The sequence below is a fragment of the Actinomadura meridiana genome, assembly GCF_039537545.1.
Taxonomy (GTDB): Bacteria; Actinomycetota; Actinomycetes; order Streptosporangiales; family Streptosporangiaceae; genus Spirillospora; species Spirillospora meridiana.
Genome location: NZ_BAABAS010000027.1, coordinates 108,106 through 133,560 on the forward strand (window position 1 = coordinate 108,106; position 25,455 = coordinate 133,560).

The 25,455-nt window shown below is 71.4% G+C and carries 22 protein-coding genes; 8 read left to right on the forward strand and 14 right to left on the reverse strand.

Translation table 11 applies throughout. The features are described from left to right. The first annotated feature begins 4 nt into the window (after window positions 1-4). Window positions 5-1,600, forward strand: coding sequence for a SpoIIE family protein phosphatase (locus tag ABD808_RS34405; protein ID WP_344906239.1), 1,596 nt, complete (start codon window positions 5-7; stop codon window positions 1,598-1,600). On the opposite strand, the gene ABD808_RS34410 is transcribed toward ABD808_RS34405, so the two are convergent. Together ABD808_RS34410 and ABD808_RS34415 are read right to left on the reverse strand one after the other, a co-directional pair. Then, complete coding sequence (locus tag ABD808_RS34410) at window positions 1,584-3,590, reverse strand: ATP-binding SpoIIE family protein phosphatase (RefSeq protein WP_344906242.1); 2,007 nt, start codon at window positions 3,588-3,590, stop codon at window positions 1,584-1,586. The two genes, ABD808_RS34405 and ABD808_RS34410, sit on opposite strands and share 17 nt — an antisense overlap. Before the next feature lie 66 nt (window positions 3,591-3,656). Next, window positions 3,657-4,412, reverse strand: a complete 756-nt coding sequence (locus ABD808_RS34415; protein ID WP_344906245.1) for a spermidine synthase — start codon at window positions 4,410-4,412, stop codon at window positions 3,657-3,659. Between the two features lie 558 nt (window positions 4,413-4,970). Between ABD808_RS34415 and ABD808_RS34420 the strand changes: the two genes are divergently transcribed. After that, the gene (locus ABD808_RS34420; protein WP_344906248.1) at window positions 4,971-6,266 is read left to right on the forward strand and encodes a M20/M25/M40 family metallo-hydrolase; all 1,296 of its coding nucleotides are present in this window, start codon (window positions 4,971-4,973) and stop codon (window positions 6,264-6,266) included. Between the two features lie 221 nt (window positions 6,267-6,487). Here ABD808_RS34420 and ABD808_RS34425 read toward each other — a convergent pair whose 3' ends face one another. From ABD808_RS34425 to ABD808_RS34435, 3 genes are all read right to left on the reverse strand, one after another. Beyond that, complete coding sequence (locus ABD808_RS34425) at window positions 6,488-7,264, reverse strand: ABC transporter permease (RefSeq protein WP_344906251.1); 777 nt, start codon at window positions 7,262-7,264, stop codon at window positions 6,488-6,490. Then, entirely contained in the window at window positions 7,261-8,226 is a 966-nt protein-coding gene (locus ABD808_RS34430; protein WP_344906255.1) for an ATP-binding cassette domain-containing protein, read from the reverse strand. The genes ABD808_RS34425 and ABD808_RS34430 overlap by 4 nt, the downstream gene beginning before the upstream one ends. A 156-nt stretch (window positions 8,227-8,382) precedes the next feature. Continuing rightward, complete coding sequence (locus ABD808_RS34435) at window positions 8,383-9,033, reverse strand: PadR family transcriptional regulator (RefSeq protein WP_344906258.1); 651 nt, start codon at window positions 9,031-9,033, stop codon at window positions 8,383-8,385. A gap of 73 nt (window positions 9,034-9,106) precedes the next feature. Between ABD808_RS34435 and ABD808_RS34440 the strand changes: the two genes are divergently transcribed. Then, entirely contained in the window at window positions 9,107-9,973 is an 867-nt protein-coding gene (locus ABD808_RS34440; protein WP_344906261.1) for a hypothetical protein, read from the forward strand. Window positions 9,974-10,248: 275 nt separating this feature from the next. Beyond that, complete coding sequence (locus ABD808_RS34445; protein WP_344906264.1) at window positions 10,249-10,887, forward strand: pyridoxamine 5'-phosphate oxidase family protein; 639 nt, start codon at window positions 10,249-10,251, stop codon at window positions 10,885-10,887. 89 nt (window positions 10,888-10,976) lie between these two features. Here ABD808_RS34445 and ABD808_RS34450 read toward each other — a convergent pair whose 3' ends face one another. Beyond that, window positions 10,977-11,165, reverse strand: a complete 189-nt coding sequence (locus ABD808_RS34450) for a DUF5302 domain-containing protein (RefSeq protein WP_344906267.1) — start codon at window positions 11,163-11,165, stop codon at window positions 10,977-10,979. Window positions 11,166-11,480: 315 nt separating this feature from the next. On the opposite strand from ABD808_RS34450, the gene ABD808_RS34455 reads away from it, so the two are divergent. Together ABD808_RS34455 and ABD808_RS34460 are read left to right on the forward strand one after the other, a co-directional pair. After that, entirely contained in the window at window positions 11,481-12,869 is a 1,389-nt protein-coding gene (locus ABD808_RS34455; RefSeq protein WP_344906270.1) for a cytochrome P450 family protein, read from the forward strand. An 85-nt stretch (window positions 12,870-12,954) separates the two neighbouring features. After that, a complete protein-coding gene (locus ABD808_RS34460; RefSeq protein ID WP_344906273.1) occupies window positions 12,955-13,362 on the forward strand; it encodes a DUF2795 domain-containing protein in 408 nt (135 codons plus the stop codon). A 35-nt stretch (window positions 13,363-13,397) separates the two neighbouring features. Here the strand turns inward: ABD808_RS34460 and ABD808_RS34465 are convergent, their stop codons facing one another. From ABD808_RS34465 to ABD808_RS34485, 5 genes are all read right to left on the reverse strand, one after another. After that, window positions 13,398-15,380, reverse strand: coding sequence for an aconitate hydratase (locus ABD808_RS34465; protein WP_344906276.1), 1,983 nt, complete (start codon window positions 15,378-15,380; stop codon window positions 13,398-13,400). Then, window positions 15,377-16,924, reverse strand: coding sequence for an FAD-dependent oxidoreductase (locus ABD808_RS34470; RefSeq protein WP_344906279.1), 1,548 nt, complete (start codon window positions 16,922-16,924; stop codon window positions 15,377-15,379). The genes ABD808_RS34465 and ABD808_RS34470 overlap by 4 nt, the downstream gene beginning before the upstream one ends. 69 nt (window positions 16,925-16,993) lie before the next feature. After that, window positions 16,994-18,583 carry an acyl--CoA ligase family protein gene (locus ABD808_RS34475; RefSeq protein ID WP_344906282.1) on the reverse strand — a complete coding sequence of 530 codons (1,590 nt, stop codon included), beginning with the start codon at window positions 18,581-18,583 and terminating at the stop codon, window positions 16,994-16,996. A 105-nt stretch (window positions 18,584-18,688) separates the two neighbouring features. Then, window positions 18,689-19,426, reverse strand: coding sequence for a GntR family transcriptional regulator (locus ABD808_RS34480; RefSeq protein ID WP_344906285.1), 738 nt, complete (start codon window positions 19,424-19,426; stop codon window positions 18,689-18,691). Continuing rightward, the gene (locus tag ABD808_RS34485; RefSeq protein WP_344906288.1) at window positions 19,423-20,307 is read right to left on the reverse strand and encodes a hypothetical protein; all 885 of its coding nucleotides are present in this window, start codon (window positions 20,305-20,307) and stop codon (window positions 19,423-19,425) included. The genes ABD808_RS34480 and ABD808_RS34485 overlap by 4 nt, the downstream gene beginning before the upstream one ends. Window positions 20,308-20,432: 125 nt before the next feature. On the opposite strand from ABD808_RS34485, the gene ABD808_RS34490 reads away from it, so the two are divergent. Beyond that, a complete protein-coding gene (locus ABD808_RS34490; RefSeq protein ID WP_344906290.1) occupies window positions 20,433-21,044 on the forward strand; it encodes a hypothetical protein in 612 nt (203 codons plus the stop codon). A 57-nt stretch (window positions 21,045-21,101) separates the two neighbouring features. On the opposite strand, the gene murA is transcribed toward ABD808_RS34490, so the two are convergent. From murA to ABD808_RS34505, 3 genes are all read right to left on the reverse strand, one after another. Next, window positions 21,102-22,409, reverse strand: coding sequence for a UDP-N-acetylglucosamine 1-carboxyvinyltransferase (murA, locus tag ABD808_RS34495; RefSeq protein ID WP_344906293.1), 1,308 nt, complete (start codon window positions 22,407-22,409; stop codon window positions 21,102-21,104). Between the two features lie 67 nt (window positions 22,410-22,476). Next, window positions 22,477-22,965, reverse strand: coding sequence for a GNAT family N-acetyltransferase (locus tag ABD808_RS34500; protein ID WP_344906296.1), 489 nt, complete (start codon window positions 22,963-22,965; stop codon window positions 22,477-22,479). Between the two features lie 38 nt (window positions 22,966-23,003). Then, window positions 23,004-23,618, reverse strand: a complete 615-nt coding sequence (locus ABD808_RS34505; RefSeq protein ID WP_344906298.1) for a TetR/AcrR family transcriptional regulator — start codon at window positions 23,616-23,618, stop codon at window positions 23,004-23,006. A gap of 43 nt (window positions 23,619-23,661) precedes the next feature. Between ABD808_RS34505 and ABD808_RS34510 the strand changes: the two genes are divergently transcribed. Then, the gene (locus ABD808_RS34510; RefSeq protein WP_344906301.1) at window positions 23,662-24,891 is read left to right on the forward strand and encodes an MFS transporter; all 1,230 of its coding nucleotides are present in this window, start codon (window positions 23,662-23,664) and stop codon (window positions 24,889-24,891) included. The last annotated feature ends 564 nt before the right edge of the window (window positions 24,892-25,455 follow it).

Here is a 25,455-nt window from a genome sequence, read left to right on the forward strand (position 1 = left end):
GGCCGTGACCACGACGCTGGTGGTCGACGACAACGACACCAAGCGGTACATCATCGGAAGCTGGCTGCGGCGCGCGGGCCACACCGTCGTGGAGGCCGCGACGGCCGCCGAGACCTGGGGCCGCCTCACCGAGCGCACCATCGACCTGGTGGTGCTGGACGTCCGGCTCCCCGACATGAGCGGCATGGAGGTCTGCGAACGGATCAAGGCCGCGCCGGACACCTCCGCGCTGCCCGTGATCCACATCTCGGCGCAGGCCGTCAACGTCGCCGACCGTACCGAGGGGCTGCGCAGCGGCGCCGACGCCTACATGACCGACCCGATCGACCCCGGCGAGTTCCTCGCCACCGTCGAGGCGGTGCTGCGCTACTACCAGGCCCGCCGCCGCGCCGAACGGCTGGCCGCCCGCCTGGACGAACTCACCCGCACGACCATGGCCATCAACGCCGCCGAGTCCTTCGACGGCGTGGCCGCGGTCGCCGCCCGCGGCGCGTTCGCGATCTTCGGGGCCCCGGCCTCGGTGTTCGTGCTGCCGCCCGACGGCCGGGCGCGGTGGACGTCGGAGCTCGGCATCGGCCCATGGCGCCGCGACTGCCCGCCGGACCTCCCCGCCCGGCTGGCCGCGATCAGCGGGCTGGACGACGCGACCGGCGCGGAGGTCACGCAGGTGCCGCTGGAACGATGGCTGGAGATCCTGCCCGACAGCGTCGTGGAGGACGACGTGTCGCTCGTGGTCGCGCGGTTCAAGAACGGCCGTCCGCCCATCGGCATCGGCCTCGGGGGCCGTGGCGCGCGCTCCGAGGACGACACGAACGTGCTGCGCCAGCTCGGGCAGGCGGTGGCGCTCGCCATGGAGGCCCTGCGCTCCTACACCGAGGAGCACACGACGTCCCTGACCCTCCAGCACAGCCTGCTCCCGTCGTCGCTGCCGTCCGTGCCGGGCTGGTCGCTGGCCGTCCGCTACGAACCGGCCAGCGACCAGGCCGAGGTCGGCGGCGACTTCTACGAGGTCCTGGACCGGGGCGACCGGATGCTGGTCGCCATCGGGGACGTGCAGGGGCATTCGCTGCACGCCGCGACCGTCATGGCGGAGATCCGGCACGCGCTGCGCGCGTTCGCCGCCGAGGGCCACGACCCCGTCACGATCCTGCGGCTGCTGAACGGCGTGATGGAGCGTTACCACGACGACCAGACCGCCACCATGTGCCTGATGACCGTGGACCCGCTGAGCGGCGACGCGCATGTCGCCAGCGCCGGGCACATCCCGCCGCTGCACATCTCCGGCGGCCGGGCCCGCTACGGCGACGGCGGCGGCGTCCTGCTCGGCTTCCCCAGGGCCCCGAGCGACCTGAGCGGCGTCACGGTCGAGAAGACGCGGATCCCGCCCGGCGGCACCGTCGTGCTGCTCACCGACGGGCTGATCGAGGACCGTGGCATCCCCCTCGCCGACAACCTGGAACGGCTGCGCACCCTGGCGGCCGACGTCGACGACGAACTCGAACGGTACGGCGACCGGATCATCGCCGAGTTCGGCCACCGCGAGGACGACGTCGCCCTCGTCGTCCTGCGCCGGGACGAGAGGTTCAGCGGGGCGGGCTGAGCGCCTGCTCACACCACACGACCTTGCCCTCCGGGGTGCGGCGCACGCCCCACCGGGAGGCCAGCCGCCCGACGACGTGCAGGCCACGGCCCGACTCGACCATGTCGCCGTCCTCGTCGCGGTGCCGGACGCGGGGACGGCCGTCGGCGGAGTCGAACACCTCGCAGACCAGCCCGCCCTCCCGGACCAGCCGCAGCTTGATCCGTCCACCCGCGTGCCGGATCGCGTTCGTGACCAGCTCCGACGCCAGCAGCATCGTGGGGTGCGCCAGGTCGTCCAGACCCCAGCGGTTCAGCTGGTCGCGGATGAGGCCGCGCGCCCTCCGGACGGCGGCGGGCTCGGCGGGCAACTCCCACGTGGCGTGCCGGTCGGCGGGGATGCGCGCGAGGCGCGCCACGAGCATCGCGATGTCGTCGCGGTGCTCGTCGTCGTAGACGCCGTCGAGGGCCGTCTGGCACAGCTCGTCGAGCGGGCGGGCGGCGCCGTCGCCGAACACGCCGCGCAGCCGGGCCAGGCCGTCGTCGATGTCGCGGGCCCGGTTCTCGACCAGGCCGTCGGTGTAGAGGAACAGGAGCGTCCCGTCCTCGACGTCGAACTCGCGGCTGACGATCGGCCCGTCACCGCCGACACCGAGCGGCGGCGCGGGCGGCACCGGCAGGTACTCGGGCTCCGCGCCGGGCGGGACGAGCAGCGGCGGCAGATGCCCGGCACTGGCGACCTCGCACCGTCCGCTGACCGCGTCGTACACGACGTAGGCGCAGGTCGCGAAGTGCGGCTCGCGTTCGCCGAGCGTCCGCATCAACGAGTCGAGCCGCTCCAGGGCCTCCGCGGGCGGCAGCTCAAGACCGGCGAGAGTATGAATGGCGGTACGCAACCGTCCCATAGTGACGGCGGCCTTCACACCGTGCCCGGCGACGTCCCCCACGACGAGGGCGACCCGCGCGCCGGGCAACGCGATCGACTCGTACCAGTCGCCGCCGACCTCGATGAGGCGGCTGCCCGGCAGGTACCGGTGGTGCACCTCCACCGGCGACGGTGCCGACAGCCCTGTCGGCAACAGGCTGCGCTGAAGGGTGAGCGCGGTGGCACGCTCCCGCGAGTACTGCCGGGCGCTCTCGATGAAGATGGACGCCCGGTTGGCGAACTCCATCCCGATCTCGACGTCGTAGGCGTCGAACGGACGGTGCGCCACGGTCCGCGTGCAGACGAAGAACCCGAGGACGCCCGCCGCCGACGTGATCGGCAGCAACAGCATCGACGCGCCCTTCAACAGGTCGCCGACCGGCGGGCGCCGCAGGTCGGAGGCGAGCACCGAGGCGCCGTCACCGCCCAGCGCCCGCAACACGGCCTCCCCGGACGAGAGGCACTGCGCATACGGAGTGCCCGCCGGATAGACGACCGACTCCCCGGTCGGGAATGTCGCGTCCCACGCCGGATCGTCGTCGTCGAACCCAATGGCCATCCGCCGCAGTTGCGGGCCGTCAGGACCATCCGGCGCCTCGTCGGCGTCCAAATGGGTCTCCAGCAGCAACAATGCGCCGGAGTTGCAGAAATGCGGGACCAGGACGTCCATCAGGCCGCGCGCCAGCATCTCAAGGTCGAGCGTCGAACCGATCCGCGGGAGCGCGTCGTCCAGCAGCGCCCGGCGGATGACCGCGGGGTCGACGAACCGGTCGGCGAGCGGCACCGGCACCCGGACGACGGCGAGCGCCGCGATGTCCGGCGCGGACCCGTTCATCGGATGCACGGTCACGACCGCGTCGAGCAGCCCGCCCGACGCCGCCTCCACGGCGAGCATGGCGGTGCGCTCCCGCCCGGCCTTCAATGCCTCCAGCAGCGGCTCCCGCGCGCCCGGGATCACCTCGTCGAGGTGAGCGCCCAGTAGGCCGTTGCCATCCGGTCCCAAGACGGCGGCGGCATTACGGTCGAACTGGAGTACTCTCCCCGACGAATCCATGCCGAGAATCAGAATTCGGGTGGACGACTCCATCGCTCGATTATGGGACATGGCCGGGGTCCGTGAGGCCGATACGGAACGGTAGGCCGTCCGGAATACTCACGACCTCCCGAAAACCTGCGGGGGCGGGACGGGAGCCACGATCTCCTCCCCGTCGCGCAACGGGGCCGCACCCGCGCAGAACGCGGCGAGGTCGCCCCCGTCCAGCAGCCGCGCCCGCACCGCGCCACCTGCCGCGCGGCGCCGCAACTCGTCCACCGGAAGCGGCTCCCGCGACCCGGCCACGATCAGATTCCCGAACCGCCGACCGCGCAGCACCCCCGGGTCGCCCATCATCAACGTGTGCCGAAACACCGACCGCACGGTGGCGGCGACCCGCCGCGCGAACGGCAACCGGAACCCGTCGGCCACGTTCAGCATGTAGACCCCACCGGGCCGCAGGACCCGCGCCACGTCCAGAACGAACTCCCGGGTGGCGAGATCGGGCGGCATGGACGCCTCCGCGAACGCGTCCATCACCACAAGGTCGTCAACCTCATCCCCCAGCGCCGCGACCCCACTACGCCCATCGACCACACGGATCCGCAGCCCCGAAACCCCCTTAACGGGCAACCGCTCTCGAACAAGCCGCACCAGCCCCGCGTCCGGCTCGAACACGACCTGCCGGGACCCGGGCCGCGTAGCCGCGACATAACGCGCCAACGTGCACCCCGCACCACCCACATGCACCGCGTCGAACACGTCCCCGCGCAAACAGTCGACGACGTCCCCCATCAACCGCATGTACTCGAAGTCAAGATAAGTGGGGTCGGACAGGTCCACGTACGACTGAGGCACCCCACCGACCAGCAACATCCACCCACCGTCACGATCAGCGTCACGCAACAACTCAGCTTCCCCAGCGTCGATCTCAAACAGGTTCGCCCGGGGCCCACGCCTACCCTTGCGTGCCATCCCCCCACCCTACGGACCCCACCCCACGAAACCCCACAAGCCACCCCCGCCCGCCCTCGTCTCGCCAACAGCGCAGGCATCCGCCAGGCATACGAGGCCGACCAAGATCGCGCACGCCGTCCCCACCGACGTCGCAAACCCAGAGCCACGCCGATGTCGAACACCACCGAGACCACGGGCGTACGAACGGCGTAAACGATCGCGCCCGCCGCCTGGTCCTTCCCCAACGTCCCCCGAAGCCTTCCGGCGGTGCACGACGAGTGCGTCCGACTCCACGAGGGCGGGGATATCTTCGAAACTCCTGAGGATCCGCCCCAACCCAGATCAATGATCCACGTGCCCGCGTAATCGGCTCCAGCGCCTGAGTAGGACGTCAAGACAGCCAGGACCGGAAGACGCCAGGACCGGGGGCGCCGACCGGGCGGGTTCGACAACGGGCGGGCTCTCTTGAGGGGTGGCATGACGGCTGCGGACGAAGTGGCGGGGATCTGTGCGGATCTCATTCGCTTTGACACCACGAACCGTGGTGAGGGTGTGGCCAAGCCGGAGCGGCCTGCGGCCGAGTATGTCGCCAGGTTGTTGGACGAGGTGGGCCTGCCGTCAACGATCGTGGAGTCCGCACCGGGACGGGCGAGCGTGCTGGCGCGCATCCCGGGGACCGACCCCGCCCACCCGGCGTTCCTGATCCACGGGCATCTCGACGTGGTGCCCGCCGACCCTGCCGAGTGGACCGTCCCGCCGTTCTCCGGTGAGGTGCGCGACGGGTGCGTGTGGGGGCGCGGCGCCGTCGACATGAAGGGCACCCTCGCGATGACGCTCGCGACCGTCCGGCAACGGCTGCGTGAAGGGCGGCGCACGCGCGGTGACCTGGTGCTGGCGTTCCTGGCGGACGAGGAGTGCACCTGCGAGTACGGCTCCCGATACGTGGCGCGCGAACACCGCGCGTTCTTCGACGGGTGCACGGAGGCGATCAGCGAGTCCGGCGGGTTCAGTGTGGACGCGGGCGGGGTGCGGATCTACCCGATCGCGACGGGTGAGCGCGGCACGATGTGGATGCGGCTGACGGCGCGCGGCACCGCCGGGCACGGGTCCAAACCGGCCCCCGACAACGCGGTCGCCGAGATCGCGCACGCCGTCTCCCGTCTCGCCTCCCATCAGTGGCCCATTCGCCTGACCTCCGGCGTCCGGGCCTTGCTGAACGGCTTGGCGGACGCGCTGGACATCACCATCGACCTGGATCGCCTCGACGCGGAGGCCGCGCGCCTTGGTGGCGTCGGCCGCCTTTTCACCGGCACGATCCGCAATTCCGCGAACCCCACGCGGCTCGACGCCGGTTACAAGATCAACGTCGTGCCGGGCACGGCGACCGCGCAGGTCGACGGCCGTTACCTGCCCGGCACGGGCGAGGAGTTCCTCACCACGGTGGACCGGCTCCTCGGCCCGAAGGTCACCCGCGAGTTCGTCAACTTCGAGGAGGCCCCGGCGGCCGACCCGGCGGGCCCGACGTTCGCCGCACTCGCCGACGCCCTCCGCGCCGAGGACCCCCTCGCCCGTCCCATCCCCTACGTGATGGCCGGCGGCACCGACGCCAAGGCGTTCAACGACATCGGCATCTCAAGCTTCGGTTTCGCCCCACTACTCCTCCCTCCAGGCCTCGACTACTTGGGAATGTTCCACGGCGTAGACGAGCGCGTCCCCCTGGACGCCCTGACCTTCGGAACCCGCGTCCTGGACCACTTCCTCAACACTCGCTAACCACCAGCAACCCCGGCGGAGCCGCCGCCCCAGCGTCCCAGGGAGCGCCGCCGCTAACCACCGGCCACCTCAACGGGACCGTGGCCTCGGCGTCCCACGGATGCCGTCTGTTAGCAAAGGCAACACCGTCTCTCGTCGCCTCACAGGAGGGCGCGGGCGGTGGCGGTGTCGGTGGCGCGGGGGCTGGTGGCGGTGTCGGCGGGTGGGGCCTGTGGGGTGGGTTATTGGGACTTTTGGTAGGTCCTGAAGGAGAAGATGGCGAGGCTTACGGTGGCGATGGTCAGGGCTAGGAGGGCTGTGCCGTGTAGGGCGGCTGAGGTCCAGTCGGGGTCGTCGGAGAGGGTTGTGCGGGCGGTGTCCAGGGCCCAGCTCACTGGGTTGGCCGTTGAGGCGTGGCGGATCCAGGGCGGCATCAGGTCTTTGGTCATGAACGCGGACGAGAGGAAGGTCAGCGGGAGTAGGAGCATCACGTTCAGGCCGATGATGGTGTTGCGGTCTCGGACCAGGAGAGCGAGCGTGTTGGACAGGGCGGCCAGGACGACCCCGATCAGCACGGAGGCCGCGATGAGGATCGTGATGCCGGTGAGGCCTCCCGGGTAGTGCGCGCCCGCCAGGCGGCCCAGGAGGATGATCACTAGGGACTGGAAGGCCGTGCTCAGGGCCTGTTCTATGACGCCCGCGTTCGCGATCGCGCTGCGGCGGACCGGGGTGACCAGGAAGCGGTTGAGGGTGCCGCGTTCGATCTCGTCCATGGTGGCCATTCCGGCGAACGAGTTCAGCGAGACCGCGTTCATGATCACTACGCCGGGGACGATGTAGGTCAGGTAGGACGGCGCGCCGAAGCCCGGAAGTTCGACGACCTTCTTGAACAGCTGGCCGAACAGGAACAGCCAGATCATGGGCTGGGCCAGCGTCATCACGAGCACGGCCGGGTTGCGGAGGAGTGCGGAGAGGCGTCGGTGGGTCATCCACCAGGTTCCGGCTGCGAGGGCGGTCATCGGGTGCCTCCGGCGTGGGCGAAGCGGCGTCCGGCGTAGCGGAGGTAGACGTCGTCGAGGGACGGGCGGGCGACGGTGGCGGCTGACGCGGGGACGCCCGCGTGGTCCAGGGCGGCGAGGACCGTCGGGACGGCGGCGGCGCCGTTGTCGGTGCGAGCGCTGAGCCGTGGGCCGTCGAAGATGACGTCGTGGACCCCGGGCAGATGGCTCAGGGCTTCGCGGACCAGTGGTTCTGGTGGAGGTTCTGGCCATTCCACGTGGACGGCGTCGCCGCGTAGTTCGCCCTTGAGCGCGTCGGGGGTGCCGGTGGCGACGACGCGGCCCTTGTCGACGATCGCCAGGCGGTTTGCCAGGTGGTCGGCCTCGTCCAGGTAGTGGGTGGTGAGGAGGATGGCGAGCGCCTCGTTCTTCGCGAGGTGGGCGATCTCCTCCCAGAGGGTTGTGCGGGCTTCTGGGTCGAGGCCGGTGGTGGGTTCGTCGAGGAACAGGATCTGCGGACGGTGGACGAGCCCCAGCGCCACGTCGAGCCGTCGTCGCATCCCGCCGGAGTAGGTCTTCACCGGTCTGGACGCGGCGTCCTCAAGGCCGAACTGGGCGAGCAGTTCGGCGGCGCGGCCGCGTGCGTGCCGGAGGCCGTAGAGGCGGCCTTGCAGGATGAGGTTGTCGCGGCCGTTCGCCTCGGGATCGGCGCCTGATTTTTGTGACACGACTCCGATCACGCGCCGGACGCGGTCGGGATGGCGGAGCACGTCGTGCCCGGCCACGGTGGCGGTGCCCGTGTCGGGCTGGATGAGCGTGGTCAGGATCTTGATCGTGGTGGACTTTCCGGCTCCGTTCGGGCCGAGCAGTCCGAGGATCTCTCCGCTGTTGACGGTGAACGTCAGCCCGTCCAGGGCCCGGACGTCGCCGGGGTAGGTCTTCACGAGGTCCGTCACCTGGACGGCCTCTGGGGCATGCGCCATGGTTTCCTCCGTACGGCACGACATGCTCCGCGAAGGGTCCCTGGATAGGCTGTGAGTGCGTGCTCGCCGCCAGGACCCGCTTCGCGTGGGTTTCTCGGTGGTGGGTTCTTCGGCCCGGCGACGGTGTAGCCGCACCGCCGCCGGGCCTCTCAAGCGTTATCGCTGCTCCTGAGAGGCTCCCCTCTCCGCCAACTCGGCGATCTCGGGCGGGACCCGCCCGGTGTCGTGGAAGGCTCGCCACAGGTCGAGGCCCGGCAGCGTGCCGTCCTCGATCTCGGTGAGGAGGCCGCGGACCCAGACGACCTCCGCGTCCCGCATCGCGAGGTCGTACTCGGACTCGATGAGGAAGATGCGCGGCACCTCGGTCTCCGCTTCGAGGGCGGCGCGGTCGTCGGCGAGTTCGCGTTCCATCACGCTGAGCCGCTCGGCCAGCAGGCGGGCCGCCTCGTCCGGGCCGAGCGCGCCGAGCACGGACAGCCCGGCCTCGAACCTGGGCTGTTCACGTTCGGGCACCGAGATCAGTTCCCGAACCCAGTCGGCCAGTTCTTCCCGACCCTCCCGCGTGATGCGGTAGAGGGTTCGTTCTGGGCGCGAGCCCGTCCGGGTGCTTCCTTCGACGGCGAGGTACCCGTGCTTCTGGAGGTTGCCCACGACGGTGTAGAGCGAGCCCCATTTGATGTCCATGTCGTGGTCCTTTCCGCGGGCGCGCATCAGCGAGGCCATCTCGTACGGATGCATCGGCCTGGCGGAGACCGTCGACAGCACGGCGAGGCCCAGCAGGTTGCTCACCTTGCGACGCTTCACCATCTCGGTCACCTCGTCGACGAGTACTCGTGTGCGAGTATAGTCGCTTCCCCTCGTCGGCGGGTAGGGATCCGTCGTGGACTTCTCCAGTGCGGCCGATGAGCTCTACGGCGTCCGGCCCGCCGACTTCGTGGAGACGCGCAGGCGCCTGGCCCAGGACGCGAAGGCGGCGGGCGACGCGCCGCTCGCCAAGCGGATCGGGGCGTTGCGGCGTCCGACGCTGTCGGCGTGGGCGGTGAACCTCCTCGCCCGCTCCGCCACCGATGACCTGGGGCGACTGCTGGACGTCGGCGCCGAGATCCGCGCGGCGTGGGGGTCGGGCGGCGGCCTCGGCGATCTGGAGCAGCGCCGGGCCCGGCTCGTGGGATCGCTGGTGCGCGCGGCCGGAGACCTCGCCGCCGACGAGGGGAACCCGCTGCGCGAGCAGGCCCTGCGGGAGGTGGAGGACACACTCCAGGCCGCCACGGTGGACGGCGGCATCGCCGACGAGGTGCGGGCGGGACGGTTGCCGCAACCGCGCAGCCACACCGGCTTCGTCCCGGCCGGTTTTCCCCTGGCGCCAGAAACACCGGAGCCCGAGGAGGCTCCGCCGACGGGCGGTAAGGCCAAGCATGAGCGAAGTGTGTCGAACGTCACGCGGACGAGTGCGGCACGGGCGCGCAAGGCCGAGACCCTACGGAAGCGGGCGGACGAGGCCGACCGGAAACTGGCCGAGCGGGAGGAGCGCGCCACCGCGGCGAAACAGGAGGTCGAGGAGGCGTCCGCGGAGGTCGGACGGCTCCGTCACGAGTTGGAGCGGGCCGTCGCCGAGCGGGACGCGGCGTCCCGCCGGGCGGAGCGCGCCGAGCAGAACCGCGCCCGCGCCGAGACGGCGGCACGGGAGGCGCATGACGCCGCCCGTGAGGCCCGCCGGGCCGCCGACCGAGACGCCCGCCACAACTGACCGCGCCGGGAGCGATGAGTTTTCGTGGGGCTCCGGGTCTGTATGGGTGACCCGCAGGTGGATGCCCGTTCGGGGCGGGTATCCCATGGGACGCCGCCGCGCTCTTCCTACGGGCGTCGCCTCCACACGGGGACGCTCGGCGCGGCGGCCCGGTGACCGTGTTGTGTTCTTCGCGGGGGGAGGCCACAGCGCGGTCGCCGGTGCGGGCGGCCGGAACGCTCCATGGACGGCCGTCTAGGCTGTGATCATCGACTCCCCGGTGCCAAGGAGTGGCGATGACGGCCGTCCACGAGTCCACCACGATCACGTCCGCGGCGGAGCTGCGCGAGCTGCTCGGCGCGCCGATGCGGCGTGCCATCGACAAGGAGCGCTTCGCGCTGCACGCCCACGACCTGGACTGGCTCGCCCATTCGCCCCTCTGCCTCGTGTCCACGAGCGACGCCGAGGGGAACTGCGACGTCTCACCGAAGGGCGACCCGCCCGGGTTCGTCCATGTCATCGACGACACGACGATCGCGATCCCGGAACGTCCGGGGAACCGCCGCGCCGACGGATTCATGAACATCCTCGGCAACCCGCACATCGGGTTGATCTTCCTGGTGCCGGGGCGGGGCGAGACGCTGCGGATCAACGGCCGGGCCACGCTCGTCCGGGACGCGCCGTTCTTCGACGAGATGATCGTCAAGGGGCATCGCCCGGCGTTCGCCGTGGTCGTGGACATCGAGCAGATCTTCTTCCACTGCGCGAAGGCCCTGATGCGTTCGCGGCTGTGGAAGCCGGAGACCTGGGATCCGGACGCGCTGCCGCCGCACGCCCGCATCGTCAAGGACGTCCAGCCCACGGAGGAGTCCCTGGAGCAGTTGGTGGAGTACTACTCCGAGGGCGTCTACTCGAAGAAGCTGTACAAGTCCTGAGCCCGGGACAAGCCCTGAGCCCGGGGCCGGGTCGACCCCCGCGCCTGGTGCGCGGGGGCCATGGACGGGGTGACCTGCCGGTGGGCCGGTCAGCCGCTCTTGCGGCGGAACTGCCGCTGGTGGTCGGCGCGACCGTGGGCGCCGCGCACCTTGGAGCTACCCTTGCCGGTTTTGTCGGCGTTCTTGCTCTCCGCTCCGCGCTTGCGTTCCAGGGCCTCCCGGAACCTGCGCTTCATGTCGTCGTCGCCTTCCTCAGGCTCTCCAGACGAGTCGGTCATGCGGACCTCCAGCTCTCATAGGCGCACACCTAGCCTCACATACCGTCACCCGTATGAGCGAATGTGGGTGTTCGCTCGGCCAGACCACACCCCTCACATCGGGTGGACACGCTCGGACAGGACGAGCCTTGGCTTTCGCCTCCCACAACCCGAACCCCGCACACAGACACACACCAGCACTCACATTCACCCGCCCCCTCCCAACAGCTGAGAACCCCGCGGAACGTGGCCGTCCGTACACGCCGAGGAGATCATCTCGGGAGATTCCGCCATAAACCGACCAGGGGCGAACGTTCTCTCCTAGGGTTTGTGCCCGTGGAGCCGCAGAAACCGCAGGCAGACCCCGGTCATCCCCCTCTGGAGGAGCTCGCCGTCCAGCCTCTGCTGAACCGGGACTTCGAGTCCCGTCCCGCCGTCTTCTTCGAACGGCTCCGGGAGGAGTACGGTCCGGTCGCGCCGGTCAACGTCCTCGGCGTGCCGGCGTGGCTCGTCATCGGCTACTCCCAGACCCTGGACGTGCTGCGCGACACCCGCGGGGTCTGGAGCAGGCGCGTCGACTCCTGGCGCGCCTACCGGGACGGCGAGGTCCCGGCGGACTGGCCGATGCTGCCCGTGGTCGAGTCCGGCAACTCGGCGTTCCGCGACGGCGCCGACGCCACCAGGCTGCGCGGCGCGTGGAGCGAGGGCCTGCGCCCGTTCCAGGACCGCTCCAGGCTGGAGGCGAAGGCGCTGGAGGGCGCGATCCTGCGGTACGCCGACGAGCTGATCACGGTGCTGGCGGAGGGCAGCGGACGCACCGGCTGGGCGGACCTGTCGGCCCAGTACGCGCGGCCGCTCCCGCTGATGGTCATCGGACGGCTGCTCGGCGAGGGCGCGGACGGCGACGACGAGCTGATCATCGACCTGTGGCGGATCGTGGACGCGGGACCGGACTCCCACGAGGCGTCCGACCGCCTGAACGCCAGGGTCGCGAGCGTGTGCGCGGCGCGCGCCGAGGCCCCCGGCTCCGACCTGCCCTCGTACATGCTGGCCGCCGTCCCCGACCTCACCGCCGACGAGCTGACCCGCGAGATGACGATGATGACGGTCATGGTCGGCGACGTGACGGGCACGCTGATCTGCAACACCATCACCGAGATCCTGATCGGGGCGACGGGCGCCCGCGACAGCATGTCGGCGGGGATGATCCAGGAGGCGATCAACCGGGCCTCGGCCGCCAACCCGCCGATGGCGAACCTGGCGTTCCGCTGGGCGAAGGCGGACGTGCGCCTCGGCCGGTTCCAGGTCGGGGCGGGCGACCCGGTCCTGGTGTCCCCCGCCGCCGCGCACCTGGATCCGGCGTTCACCAGGACCTCCGCGCCGGACTCGATCTACAGTTCCCGCGCGCATCTGGCGTGGGGCGCGGGTCCGCACGCCTGCCTCGGCCGCGACCTCGCCACCACCATCACCACGATCGCGGTGGACCGGCTGTTCGACCGGTTCTCCGGGTTGCGGCTCGCGCTGCCCGCCGACCAGCTGCCGTGGCGCTCGTCCCCCCTCATCCGGGGCCTGCGGTCGCTGCCGGTCACCTACGAGCTGGCTGCGGACGCCGTGCCGACGCCTCCCCCGACGTCCGCGCAAGAAGAACGCGACGGATCGTCCGGCGAAGGTTCGGATTCCTTGGTGCGGCGCGTCCTGCGGATGATGCGTCTGTCCCCGTCCTGACCCGGCGCACCCGAGCGGCCCATGTTTGGGGACGCCCGCCCGGGAACGTTTCTGACCGCCGTCAGGCGCGCAGGGAGGACGAACGATGCCAGACAAGAGCGACAAGCACGGCCCGAAGACGGACGATGAGCTCGACCGCGAGACGCGGGGCATGGTCAGCGGCGGTCACCCCACGCACGCGGAGGAGTTCAAGGAGCCCGAGCCGTTCTCCAACGACTATCCGGCCGATCCGACCGCGCCGACCGGAGCGGTGCCCGAGGGCTCACCGCCCGGGATGAGCGCGCAGGACGTGGAGGGCCGCAGCGCCTTGGCCCGCATGCTGTCCGGGGTGCGCTATCCGGCGCGTCCGAACGAGCTCATTCGGCACGCGGCCGAGGCCGGGGCGCCCGACGAGGCCGTCGAGCAGCTCCAGAACCTGCCGAGACGCGCGTACGAGAACGTCGCCGACGTGGCCGAGGAACTCGGTTACGGCCGCGAGGAGCGCCGCTACTGAAAGCCCCCCGGGTCCGAGACCGGCCCCGGGGCCCGCTACGGGCGCGCCGACCGTTCGCGTAGGAGCGGGATCTGACCGCCCGCCGCGACCAGGTCCCGTTGGCGTGGGGACAGGCGGTGCCGCGCCCTGTACGTCTCGTCCCGGGTGAGGTTGCGGACGTCGATCTCGTTGCCGTCCTTCAGCGCGTCCCGGACGTTCTCGACGCGCAGCACGTCGCCCTGCCGGACGCGGTCGTAGTCGGCCTCGTCCGCGAACTCCAGCGGCAGGATCCCGAAGTTGACGAGGTTCTGCCAGTGGATGCGCGCGTATCCGCGAGCGAGGACGAGCCTGAGCCCGAGATGCCGGGGCGCGATCGCGGCGTGCTCCCGCGAGGACCCCTGGCCATAGTTGCGCCCACCGACGACGGCGTGCGGACCGGCCTGCCGCGCCCGCTCCGGGTAGCCCTCGTCGAGCCGGGTGAACGCGAAGTCCGCCAGCCGGGCGATGTCGCTGCGGAACGGCAGGGCCCGCGCCCCGGCCTGGAGGATCTCGTCGGTCGACACGTCGTCCCCGACCTTGATGACCACGGGGATCTCCAGCTCGGACGGCAGCGGGTCCAGCTCCGGCAGGACGCCGATGCTCGGGGCCTTCTCCAGGGTGACGCCGCGCGCCTCGTCCACCGGAGGCGGCGCCTCCAGCATCCGCCGGTTGACGGCGGATCGCGGTGGCAACAGCAGGGCGGGCGGGTCCATGTCCAGGTCACGGGGATCGGTGATGCGACCGGTGAGGGCGGCGGCCGCGGCGGTCTCCGGTGAGCAGAGCCAGACCAGGTCGTCGGGGGTGCCGGAGCGTCCGGGGAAGTTGCGCGGGAACGTCCGCAGGCTGTTCCGGCCGATCGCGGGTGCCTGCCCCATGCCGATGCAGCCGAGACAGCCCGTCTGGTGGACGCGGGCGCCCGCCTGGAGGAGGTCGGCGACCGCTCCCATCCGGGTCAGGTCGAGGAGGATCTGCCGGGACGTCGGGTTGACGTCCAGCGACACGCGCGGGTGCACCTGGCGGCCCCGGACGATCGCCGCGACGGCCGCGAAGTCCCGCAGCCCGGGGTTCGCCGACGACCCGACGACCACCTGGTGGACGTCCTCGCCCGCGACGTCCCGCACCGGGACCACGTCGCCCGGCGACCCGGGACGGGCGATCAGCGGCTCCAGGGACGACAGGTCGATCTCCTCGGTGACGTCGTAGGACGCGCCGGGGTCGGCGACGATCTCGGTGAAGTCGTCCTCGCGGCCCTCGCCGCGCAGGAACTCCAGGACCCGGTCGTCGGCGGGGAACACCGTCGTCGTCGCGCCGAGTTCGGCGCCCATGTTCGCGATGACGTGCCGGTCCATCGCCGTCAGCGACGCGAGACCCGGCCCGTGGTACTCGATGATCCGGTTGACGCCGCCGCGCACGCCATGCCGCCGCAGCATTTCCAGGATGACGTCCTTGGCGCTCAGCCAGGGCGGAAGTTCGCCCGTCAGCCGGACGCCCCAGATCTCCGGCATCGTCACGTACAGCGGCTCCCCCGCCATCGCCATCGCGACCTCCAGCCCGCCGACGCCGATCGCGAGCATGCCGAGCGACCCGGCCGCGCAGGTGTGGGAGTCGGAGCCGACCATGGTCGCGCCGGGCACGCCGAACCGCTGCATGTGCGTCGGATGGGACACGCCGTTGCCCGGCCGCGAGTACCACAGCCCGTACCGGCGGCACGCGGACCGCAGGAAGATGTGGTCGGCCATGTTGCGCTCGTCGGTCTGGAGCAGGTTGTGGTCGACGTACTGGACGGACACGTCCGTCCGGACGCGATCCAGGTCGAGCGCCTCCAGTTCGAGCATCACCAGCGTGCCGGTCGCGTCCTGGGTGAGCGTCTGGTCGACGTGGATCCCGATCTCGGCGCCGGGCGTCATCTCGCCGCTCACCAGACGCGAGGCGATCAGCTTCCGCGCGACGGAACGCGCGGCGGAACGCGCGGCCGGGCGGCCCCCCTGGTCATCGGTCATGGCCCCGTCCTCCTCTCGCCGCCCGGGACGTTCCCGGGCGGTCGCGGTTCGTGGACGGCGGGCCGCCCGCACCAGTGGCCGAGGGCTTCGCGGATCGCCGCGAGCCGGCGGTCGGGCGCGGTCTCGTCCGTCGCCCACGCGATGTAGCCGTCCGGGCGGACCAGGACCGTCGTGCGTGTCGCGCCGCCCGCCAGCGCGCAGTGCACACGTCCCGCCCACCGTTTGGTCGCCAGATAGGTGACCGCCGGGTCGTTCGCACCGACGACCAGCACGAAACGACCGTCGCCGAGCAGCGCGTACAGCCGCCCGGGGCTTCCTGCCAGGGGGACGTCCGGGGCGCGCCGTCCGGTAAGGCGGTGGGAGCCGCGCGGCGCCGGGTAAGCGAGGTCGATACCGGACACGGCGCCTGCGAGCCGCCGCGCCACCGGCCGGACGCGCGTCGCCGTCCACGCGCCCACGGAGCGCGCCCGGCGCAGCCACAGCGGTTCGAGGAGGACGATCCGCAACAGCGTGCCGCTGCCGCGCAGGACGGCCCGCCCGACCGGGTGCCGTTCCTCGTTGTAGCTGTCGAGCAGCCACGGCGGCGCCCAGCCGCCGAGCCGCGCGGCCAGTTTCCAGCCGAGGTTCGCGGCGTCCTGAAGCCCGGTGTTCATGCCGAGCCCACCCGCCGGGGAGTGGACGTGCGCGGCGTCGCCCGCGAGGAACACCCGGCCCACCCGGTACGTCGGCGCCTGCCGTTCGTCGCTGTGGAACCGGGACGTCCAGCGCACGTCACGCCAGCCGTAGTCGGTGCCGAACGCGCGGCGCATCACGTCGCGCAGCTCCCCCAGGTCGACGGGTTCGGAGTCGGGCACCTGGTGACGGCGGTTCCACGCGATCACCCGGTACCAGCCGTCCCTGAACGGCGCGAGGAACACGAACCCGTCGCCGGACGTGTTGACGGTGAGGACGTCGTCGGGCACGTCCCGCAACCGGATGTCGGCGAGCATCACCGACCGCACGACCGCCTGCCCGGGGAACGGCAGCCCGAGCGCGTCCCGGACGGTGCTGTGGGCGCCGTCGGTGCCGACGACGTAGGACGCGCGGCGCGTCCCGGTCGCGCCGTCGGAGGACCGCACGTCGACGTCGACGCCCGCCGCGTCCTGGCGGAGCCCGACGACCTCCGCGCCGTGGACGATCTCCGCGCCCGCGTCCAGCGCCCGTTCCCTGAGGGCCCGTTCCGTCTCGTACTGCGGCACGACCAGCATGAACGGGAACCGGCCCGGCAGCCTGGACAGGTCGAGGCCGGACGCCGCGGCCAGCCTGACCTCGTCGACCCGTTCGCCCACCGCGACGAGGTCGTCCGCGACACCGCGCGCGTCGAGCATCTCCAGCGTCCTCGCGTGGACGGCGAACGCCCGCGTCAGGTTGTTCGTCTCCTGGTCGCGGCGTTCCAGCACTGTGCAGGCGACCCCGGCCGCGGCCAGATCACCGGCCAGCAGGAGCCCGGTTGGGCCCGCCCCTACGATCAGTACGTTCTCGGTCGGTTCACCGGTGGGCGACATCCCGCTCCCCTTTCGGTCGACAGCGGCACGGCCCCCGTGTTTGGAACACTTCCCAGGAACCGCCGGACCTCACCGGATCCGGCGATCGCGTCCCGCCCACTCCATCTCGCGAAGCTGGAACTTCTGGACCTTGCCGGTGGACGTCTTCGGCAGCGCGTCCACGAACTCCACCACGTCGGGCGCCTTGAACCGGGCGAGGCTCTTCCGCACGTGCGCGATCAGGTCGTCGCCGGACGCCGCGTGCCCGTCGCGCAGAACCACGAACGCCTTGGGACGCTCGCCCCAGGTGTCGTCCGGAATCGCGACGACGGCGACCTCCAGCACCGCCGGATGCGAGACGATCGCGCGCTCCACCTCCACCGTGGAGATGTTCTCACCGCCGGAGATGATGATGTCCTTGGACCGGTCGCGCAGCTCGATGTAACCGTCGGAATGGCGGACGCCAAGGTCACCGGAATGGAACCAGCCGCCCCGAAACGCTTTCGTGGTCGCCTCGTCATCGCGATAGTAGCCCTTCATGACGTTGTTGCCGCGCATGACGATCTCGCCGAGCGTCTCGCCGTCGGCGGGGACATCGTTCATGTCGTCGTCGACCACGCGCAGGCCATCCGTCTGGACCATGCCGACGCCCTGCCTCGCCAGCAGCCGCGCCCGGTCGGCGCCGTCCAGCGCAGGCCAGCCGGGCTGCGGCTCGCACACCGAGTACGGCCCATACGTCTCGGTCAGCCCGTACACGTGCACGATGTCGGCGCCGAGCCCCTCCATCTCCGCGATGATCGTCGGGCTGGGCGAGGCGCCCGCCGTCGTCACGGTCAGCGGCCGGTCCAGGGGGTGCGCCTCCGCCGCGTTCACGATCGTGAGCAGGACGGTCGGCGCGCCGTTGAGGTGCGTGACCCCCTCGGCGTCGATAAGCCGCCACACGTCCTTGGCGACGACGGCGCGCAGGCACACCTGCGTACCACCGACCGCGGCGAGCGCCCACGGCGTGCACCAGCCGTTGCAGTGGAACATCGGCAGCGTCCACAGGTACACGCTCGCGGGCGTGAACCCTGAGTGGACGACCTCGCCGAGCGCGTTCAGGTACGCGCCCCGATGCGTGTAGACGACGCCTTTCGGACGTCCCGTCGTCCCGGACGTGTAGTTGAGGGAGATCGCGGCGTTCTCGTCGGCCACGGCCCAGGGCAGCGGATCGTCGGAGCCGCGCGCCAGCAGCTCCGCATAGGCGATCCCGCCGGTCACAGCGTCACCGGGCGCGGGGATCGTCACGACCTCGGGCGGCGCGTCCTCGGGCAGTCCCACCGACGCGAGCAGCGCCGCGTCCACGACCAGGACCTTCGCCCCCGAGTGGGCGAGGATGTGGCGGACCTCGTCCGGGGCGAGCCGCGTGTTGATCGCGACGAGGACCGCCCCGGCGAGCGGCACGCCGAAATGCGCCACCAGCAGCTCCGGGACGTTCGGCGCCAGGTAGGCGACCCGGTCCCCAGGCCCGATCCCGGAGGCCCGCAGCGCGTTCGCCAACCGCGTCGCCTCGGCGGCGAACTCCGCGTACGGGACGCGGCGGTCCCCGTGGACGTAGGCGGTCTTGCCGGGGAACACCTCCGCCGACCGTCCGAGAAACGCGAGCGGGGTGAGCGCCGTGTACCCCGGGCCGTTGTCCATCGGGAGCCTCCGGTGCCGTCGACCGGGCCGCGCGCACCGGCGCCCCCGGCGGTGGATGTGACCAGAGTCTCAAGGATCGCACGCGGGCGCCGACCGGCGCCGACGCTACGGCTCGGTGTGCCGCGGCGACTCCAGGCCCAGATGGATCCTGTACCGGTCGGCCCGGTAGATCGCGAAGGCGACCTCGGCGCAGACGCCCCGGCTGAACGTCCGCTGCCGCAGGTGGAACACGGTGCCGCCGGGTTCGATGCCGAGCAGCCCGGCCTCCCTGGCGTCCGCCGGGCCCGCCTCGATCGTCTGCTCCCCCGCGTCCATGACGATCCCGAACTCGCTCTCCAGCACGGCGAACAACGGACCCTCCGGCGGGCGGCGCTCGAACAGGTCGGGCGCGAGGGACACCGGGATATGCGAACGTTCCACCGCCATCGGCTCCCCGTCGGCCAGCCGCAACCGCTCCAGGACGTGCACGGCGACGCCCGGGGACGCGCCGAAGTACCCGGCGAGGCGCGCGTCCGCCGTGGTGGTCCGGGCGTCCAGGTCGACGCACGCCGGCCGCATACCACGGGCGATCATGTCCTCGGTGAAGGACACCAGTTCCCTCGGCATCTGCACCTTCGGACGCGCCACGTACGTGCCCTTGCCGTGAACGCGGCGCAGCCGTTCCTCGGCGACGAGCTGGTCGATGGCCTGCCGGACCGTCATCCGCGACACCCCGAACCGGCGGCACAGCTCACGTTCGGACGGGACGGGCGCGTCGACCGGCAGCCGGTCCTGTTCGACCATGTCGAGCAGGATGGCGCGAAGCTGCATGTACTTGGGCAAGGGAGCGGAGGGATCGATCACCCCTCATGAATATCCGATCCCGGCGGCTGGTCGTGCGTCAGGATCGACACCGCCCTGACGGTCGCGTACCCGCGCCACTCCAGTTCGGCGGCGGGCGAGTAGGCGGTGAAGTCGACCTTCCACCCGCCGTCGTCCTGCTGCTGACCGTCGAGTCGCCGCAGCTCGGCGGCCACGACCTCCGGATCGAACAGCGCCCTGGCGGGACGTCCCGGGTACGGCGCGAAGTCGAGCGGCCGCATCATTTCGTCTTCCAGCCCACCCTGAACATGGACGAGACCGTTCGCCGGAATGTGCGCGCCAAGCAACTCGATGGTCTCGGTGTCGTTGACGGCGTCGGCCAGCCACAGCGTGAACGCGAGTTCCAGCGCGTGCAGTTCGTCCTTCGTCCGGACGGTGTCGAGACAGAAGCGCGTGGCGCGGTCGAGCCATGGATGCGCGGCGACGGCCTCGTCGTGGACGGCGACCTGGTGCGCCATGGCCGCCACAACCGCCGTGATCTGCAACGACGAGACCGTGGGATCGGCTCCCGCCCAGAACGGCGCGCAACCGGCCGGATCAGGGACGTGCAGCCCGAACGGGACACCGCCGTCCGGCAGCGTCACCGACTCCAGCCAGTCGCAGAGCTGGACCGCCTCCGGGGCCGTGTCCGGGGCGAGTTCCGCGAAGACCTCGAAGGCGTGCAGCGCTGGGCCGGGCTGGCTCGTCCTGGACCGCAGGTCGGGTTCCAGTCCGTGCCCGTAGCCGCCGTCGGGATTCCGGTAGGCGTTGAGGGCGGCCAGCAGCGCGGCCCGGTCGCCCTTGCCCGTCAGCAGCTCGAACCGGCGACGGTCGAGCGTGCGCGCGTGCATGGCCATGAAATCGGACGCCCTAGTCAGGTTCATAACTCCAGCGTGGCCTTCGCGTCCCCGGCCGTCTTGTAGCTTTCGGCCATCGCCGGGTAAGGATCTGCCGTGGGCCCCCGGAAAACCGAATGCCTTCGCGGACTCGTCCTGCCTAACCTGGCCGGATGGACGTCGCTTTCGAACGCACGGGTGAACGCCGGTACGCGACCGTGATCACCGTGCCCGGCCGGAACCCACGCCGCCTGGACCCCGCGCCCGGATACGACGAGAACATCCCGCACGACCTCGTCCACTACCTGGCCGAGGCGGAACTGGGCCTGACGTCCGGCGTGTTCGGACGCGCCGCGGCGGGCGGCGGCGACTTCATCGAGACAACGGAGACACCGGGCGACCCGCGCCGCCGGGCCCGCGCACAGCGCAAGCTGAAGAAGCGCGAATCATCCCTGGCCCGGACAGACCGTGGTGACATGGCCAGGTCTGAGCACCTCGCGGGCCTGTGCGACATCGCCTGGCGCCGCCGCGCCAGTGCCACCACACCCGCGTGGGCCGAGCACACGACCGTCCCACCCGAGGACGCGCCCATCGTCGACCGCATCCTGAACCGCCTGGACGCCCTCGCCCCACTCTGGCGCGCCCTCCCCGTCGGGAGCGCACTCACCTTCACCTGGCCAAACGCCACCCCAACACCCCGGACCCCAGCCCAGCCAAAAACCAACCTGAACCCCACAACCCGCCCCGACCCACAACGCGGCCCAACCCGACAGAGCGCGACCTGAACCCGAATCCGCGTGGGCAAGCGTGGACCGCCCGCGAGGCTAGATACGCGGGCGAGGCTAGGTGGAAATCGCTCGCAGGGCGAGGCCCAGCGCGCGGAACTGTTCCACCGGCCGGTGGTAGCCGCGCTCGATGTGGTGCACGCCCCGCAACAGGGACGGTCCCTCCGCGACCGCCGCCGCCAGAACCGCGGAGAAACCCGCCCGGATGTCGGGCATGGTGACGTCCCCACCCCGCAGCTTGGTCACGCCGCGCACCACGGCCGAATGCAGCGCCGCCGTGTCGTGGTAGCGGCAGGCCGGGCCACCCAGGCACGTGTCGTACACCTCGATCTCGGCGCCCATGCTCTGCAACGCCGGAACGTACGCGAGCCGGTTCTCGTACACGGTCTCGTGGAGCACTGACATTCCGTCCGCCTGCGTGAACAGCACCATGAGGGGCGTCTGCCAGTCGGTCGCGAACCCGGGATGCGTGTCGGTCTGCACCGCGGCGGGGTTCAGCCCGTCCGGCGCCGACGCCATGATCCAGTCGTCGGTGATCTCGAACTCGGCGCCCATCCTGGTCAGGGTCGTGATCGCCGTGACGAGCCGGTCCTGCGGACACCCGTGCACCCGCACCTCCCCGCGCGTGACCAGGCCCGCCACCAGGTAGGAGAACGCCTCGATCCGGTCGCCCGCGAGCCGTGTCCGCGCCCCGGTCAGCCGTTCGACGCCCTCGACCACGATCCGCCGGTCCGGCGCGAACGAGATCCGCGCCCCCATCCGCTGGAGGAACAGCGCCAGCTCGATGATCTCCGGCTCGGTGGCGGCGTTCCGGATGACGGTCTTCCCCTGCGCCCGCACGGCCGCCAGCAGCACCGTCTCGGTGGCGCCGACACTCGGATACGGCAGCTCGATCCGCGTCCCGACCAGCCGTGACGCCTGCGCGTGGATCCCGTCGGGCGCGTGCGTCACCTCGGCGCCGAACGCCCGCAGCGCGTCCACGTGGAAGTCGACCGGCCGCCTGCCGATCGGGTCGCCGCCGACCAGCGGGACGAACGCCTCGCCCGCCCGGTGCAGCAGCGGCCCCAGCATCAGGATCGGGATCCGGTTCAACCCGGTGAACGCCTTGCCGACGCTCGGGTCCGCCACCGGCCCCGGCACGACCGTCACGTCGCCGTCGTACCGCTCGACGGTCATCCCGACGTGCTCCAGCATCCCCGCCGTGATCCCGACCTCGCCGACGTCGGGGGCGTTGCCGATCGTGCTGGGCCCGTCCCCCAGCATCGCCGCGACCATGTGCTTGCTGACCGCGTTCTTCGCGCCCCGCACGGTGACGTCCCCGCGCAGCGGTCCGGACGGCTCGATCCGCCACAACTTCTCAGCCATCCGTGCAGCCTACGGCGTGCACGCCCGGCTACCGGCACATTCAGAACGAACCCGGATGAACGTCTCGCTAACCGCCGCCGCCCACGGGAGCCTCGAAGACAAGATCACGGCCCCGTTCACCCGCACCCGCGAACCCGAGACCACCGATGGTGGCGATCGACGCGGCGTTGTCGCGGTCGATGACCGCCCGCACCGTCCTCACCTCCGGCGCCGCCCCGGCCCGCCGCAGCAGCTCACGGACGATCGCCTTGCCATGCCCGCGCCGCCGGTGGGCGGGGGCGACGGAGTAACCGATCTCCACGGCGCCGTCGCTGCCCGGCCGTCCGTGGAACCCGCCGTGCCCGACCGCCACGTCCCCGGTCACCGCCACATGGATGCCCCACCCGGCGCTGGCGGGATCGAACGTCAACTGGTCGAGCCGCAGCCCCCACACATGCCGCAGTTCGGCGTCGACGAAGTATCCGGGCAGGGCACGGCCGAGGAGCTCCCCCGCCCCCGCGAGATCACCCCGCGACAGGGCCGCGAGGACGGGCGACGGCAACGCGACCAACTCCATGATCACAGAATGCCGCACGCGGCGGACCCGCGGCGCCGTCAGGCCGTCCGGGGCGCGTTCTCCGTCCAGGAGTCCGCGACGGCGCACAGCTCGTCGAGCGCCGCCTCGACCCGTTCCCGGTCGCCCGTCGTGAGGACGTCGGTCTGGAGCCCGGCGTAGGCGCCGTTGAGGTAGGTCGCCTTGACGCGGGCCTGGTCGGGATCGAGGCCGCGGACGACCAGCGCGCGGGCGACGAACTCGGCCCGGTCCGCAAGGAACGTCGGGGCCCGGTCCCCGAGCCGCCCGGCCGCCGCCAGCCCCTCGATCTCCCGGACGAGCCGCGTATGGGCGATGTTCTCCGGCGCGAGATGCCGCCGCCAGGAGTCGCGCACGATCACCCCGATGCCCCGGACGGTGTCGTCCCAGCCCTCGGTGGCGCGGAGCTGCTCGTGCTGGACGTCGTCCAGGCGTCGCAGCAGCGCGGCGAGCAGGTCGTCCTTGTCGGCGAAGTGATGGGTCAGGACGCGGGTGCTCTGCCCGAGCGCCTGCGCGATGGGACGCATCGACAGACCGGACATCCCGTGCTCGGCGAGATGGTCGAGGACCGCGTCGAGGATCTCGACGCGACGACGTGGATCACGCGGCCTGGCCACGGACGGATCTCCTTCGCTCACCGGGACGACCATCCTATAGGGAAACGAGTGTTACCTTAATGGTATGCCCTCCCTCCGACGCCGCCCCGGCGGGCTCCGGCTCGCCGCGCTCGCCCTGACCGCCTTCACCCTTCAGACCGACGACTTCGCGATCGTCGGCGTGCTGCCGTCGATCGCGCGTGGACTCTCGGTCGGCGAGGCGACGGCCGGGCAGCTCGTGACCGTCTTCTCCGTCATCTGCGCCGTCGTCGCGCCCGTCGCGGCCGTGACGACGGCGTCCTGGCCGCGGCGCCGCCTGCTCGGCGGCGGGATGGTGCTCTTCTGCGCAGCGAACCTCGCCGTCCCGCTCGCCACGTCCTACCCGGCACTGCTGGCGCTGCGGGTCCTGGCCGCGCTCGCCGCCGCCGTCGTCCTCCCGACGGTGTTCGCCGTCACCGCCGCGCTCGCCGCACCGGGACGGCAGGGCCGCGACCTGGCCACCGTGATGGCGGGCCTGACCGGCGCGGTCGTCGCCGGTGTCCCCGCCGGGACGTGGATCGGCGCGGCGTTCGGCTGGCAGGCGACCTTCGCCGCGAACGGCGCCCTCGGCATCGCCGCCCTGGTGGTCCTCCTCGCCGCCGTGCCGGACGTCACGCCTCCACCCGCGTCCGGAATCACCGAACGGCTCCGCCCGCTCGCACGCCCAGCACTGGCGTTCGTGCTGCTCGCCGCCGTCGTCGCGGTCCTGGGCAACCTGCTGTTCCAGACCTACCTGGGCCCGTTCCTGGCGGACACCGCGGGCGTGAACCCGACCGGACTAGGCGGACTCCTGCTGCTCGCCGGAGCATCGGGCATCGCGGGCGCACGGTTCAGCGGCACCCTCGTCGACCGCATCGGCCCCGCCCGGACGTTCGCACTGGCCGCCGCCACGTTCACAGCGGCCATGGCGGCACTGGAACTGGCCTGGTCCCTTCGCCCCGCGCACGTCGCGCTGGTCGCGCTTCCCATCGCCCTGTGGTCGGCCGCAGCGTGGGCGGTCCCGCCCCCGGTGCAGGCCCGCGCGCTGAAACTCGCCGGTCAACAGGCCGGACCGCAGGCACTGGCCCTCGTCAGCAGTTCCGTATACCTCGGCGCCTCATTGGGCGCGGGAACCGGCGGATGGCTCCTCGGCACATTCGGCCCCGGCACACTTCCGATCGCGGCCGCCGTATGCGCCGTCGCCGCCTTGGCGCTGTTCGCCTTGGCCGGACGCACCGTCTCGTCCACCGCCAAGCGCGACAGAACAGAAACCGAAGGCCGCAGAACGGTGGTCTGACAACCCCCGAACCGCTGGCCGCGCCGGTGCAAAATGTGTGGGTTGGCACCGGCGCGACCATGGGCTCGACGGTTGTCGAACGGTCCAATCCTCCCTCACCACACGGAACACAACCGTCGCACCCCCCACCCAACGACGATCTTGCAGGTCGACAGCCACCCTTCCCGTCGTGGCGCTGTCACGTCCTCATCACCGGGTACGCGAAATGCTCGCCCGTCTTCTCGACGCCCCACTCACAACACAGGGCCAAATGAGATGAAGAACCGCCTCGCCATACCCTCGCCCTCGGCGCGCTCGAAGACATGCCCGGCCCCGGCCGACGACCCACCGCGCTTCCAGACGCGGGACGACACACCCCTACCCCCCGCACCCCACCGGGCCGCCGACAAGGCCCAAGGCACGCGGAGGCTGAGCGCCTACATGACAGCGCAGCCCACCCGGCTCATGGCCCACCCGAACCCCGCCTCAACCTCAAGAACAGCCACCACAAACCCCACAAAAATGAGAAAGGCCCCGCCATCAATGGCGGGGCCCTCCCCTCAACAAAAATGTCCGGCGGTGTCC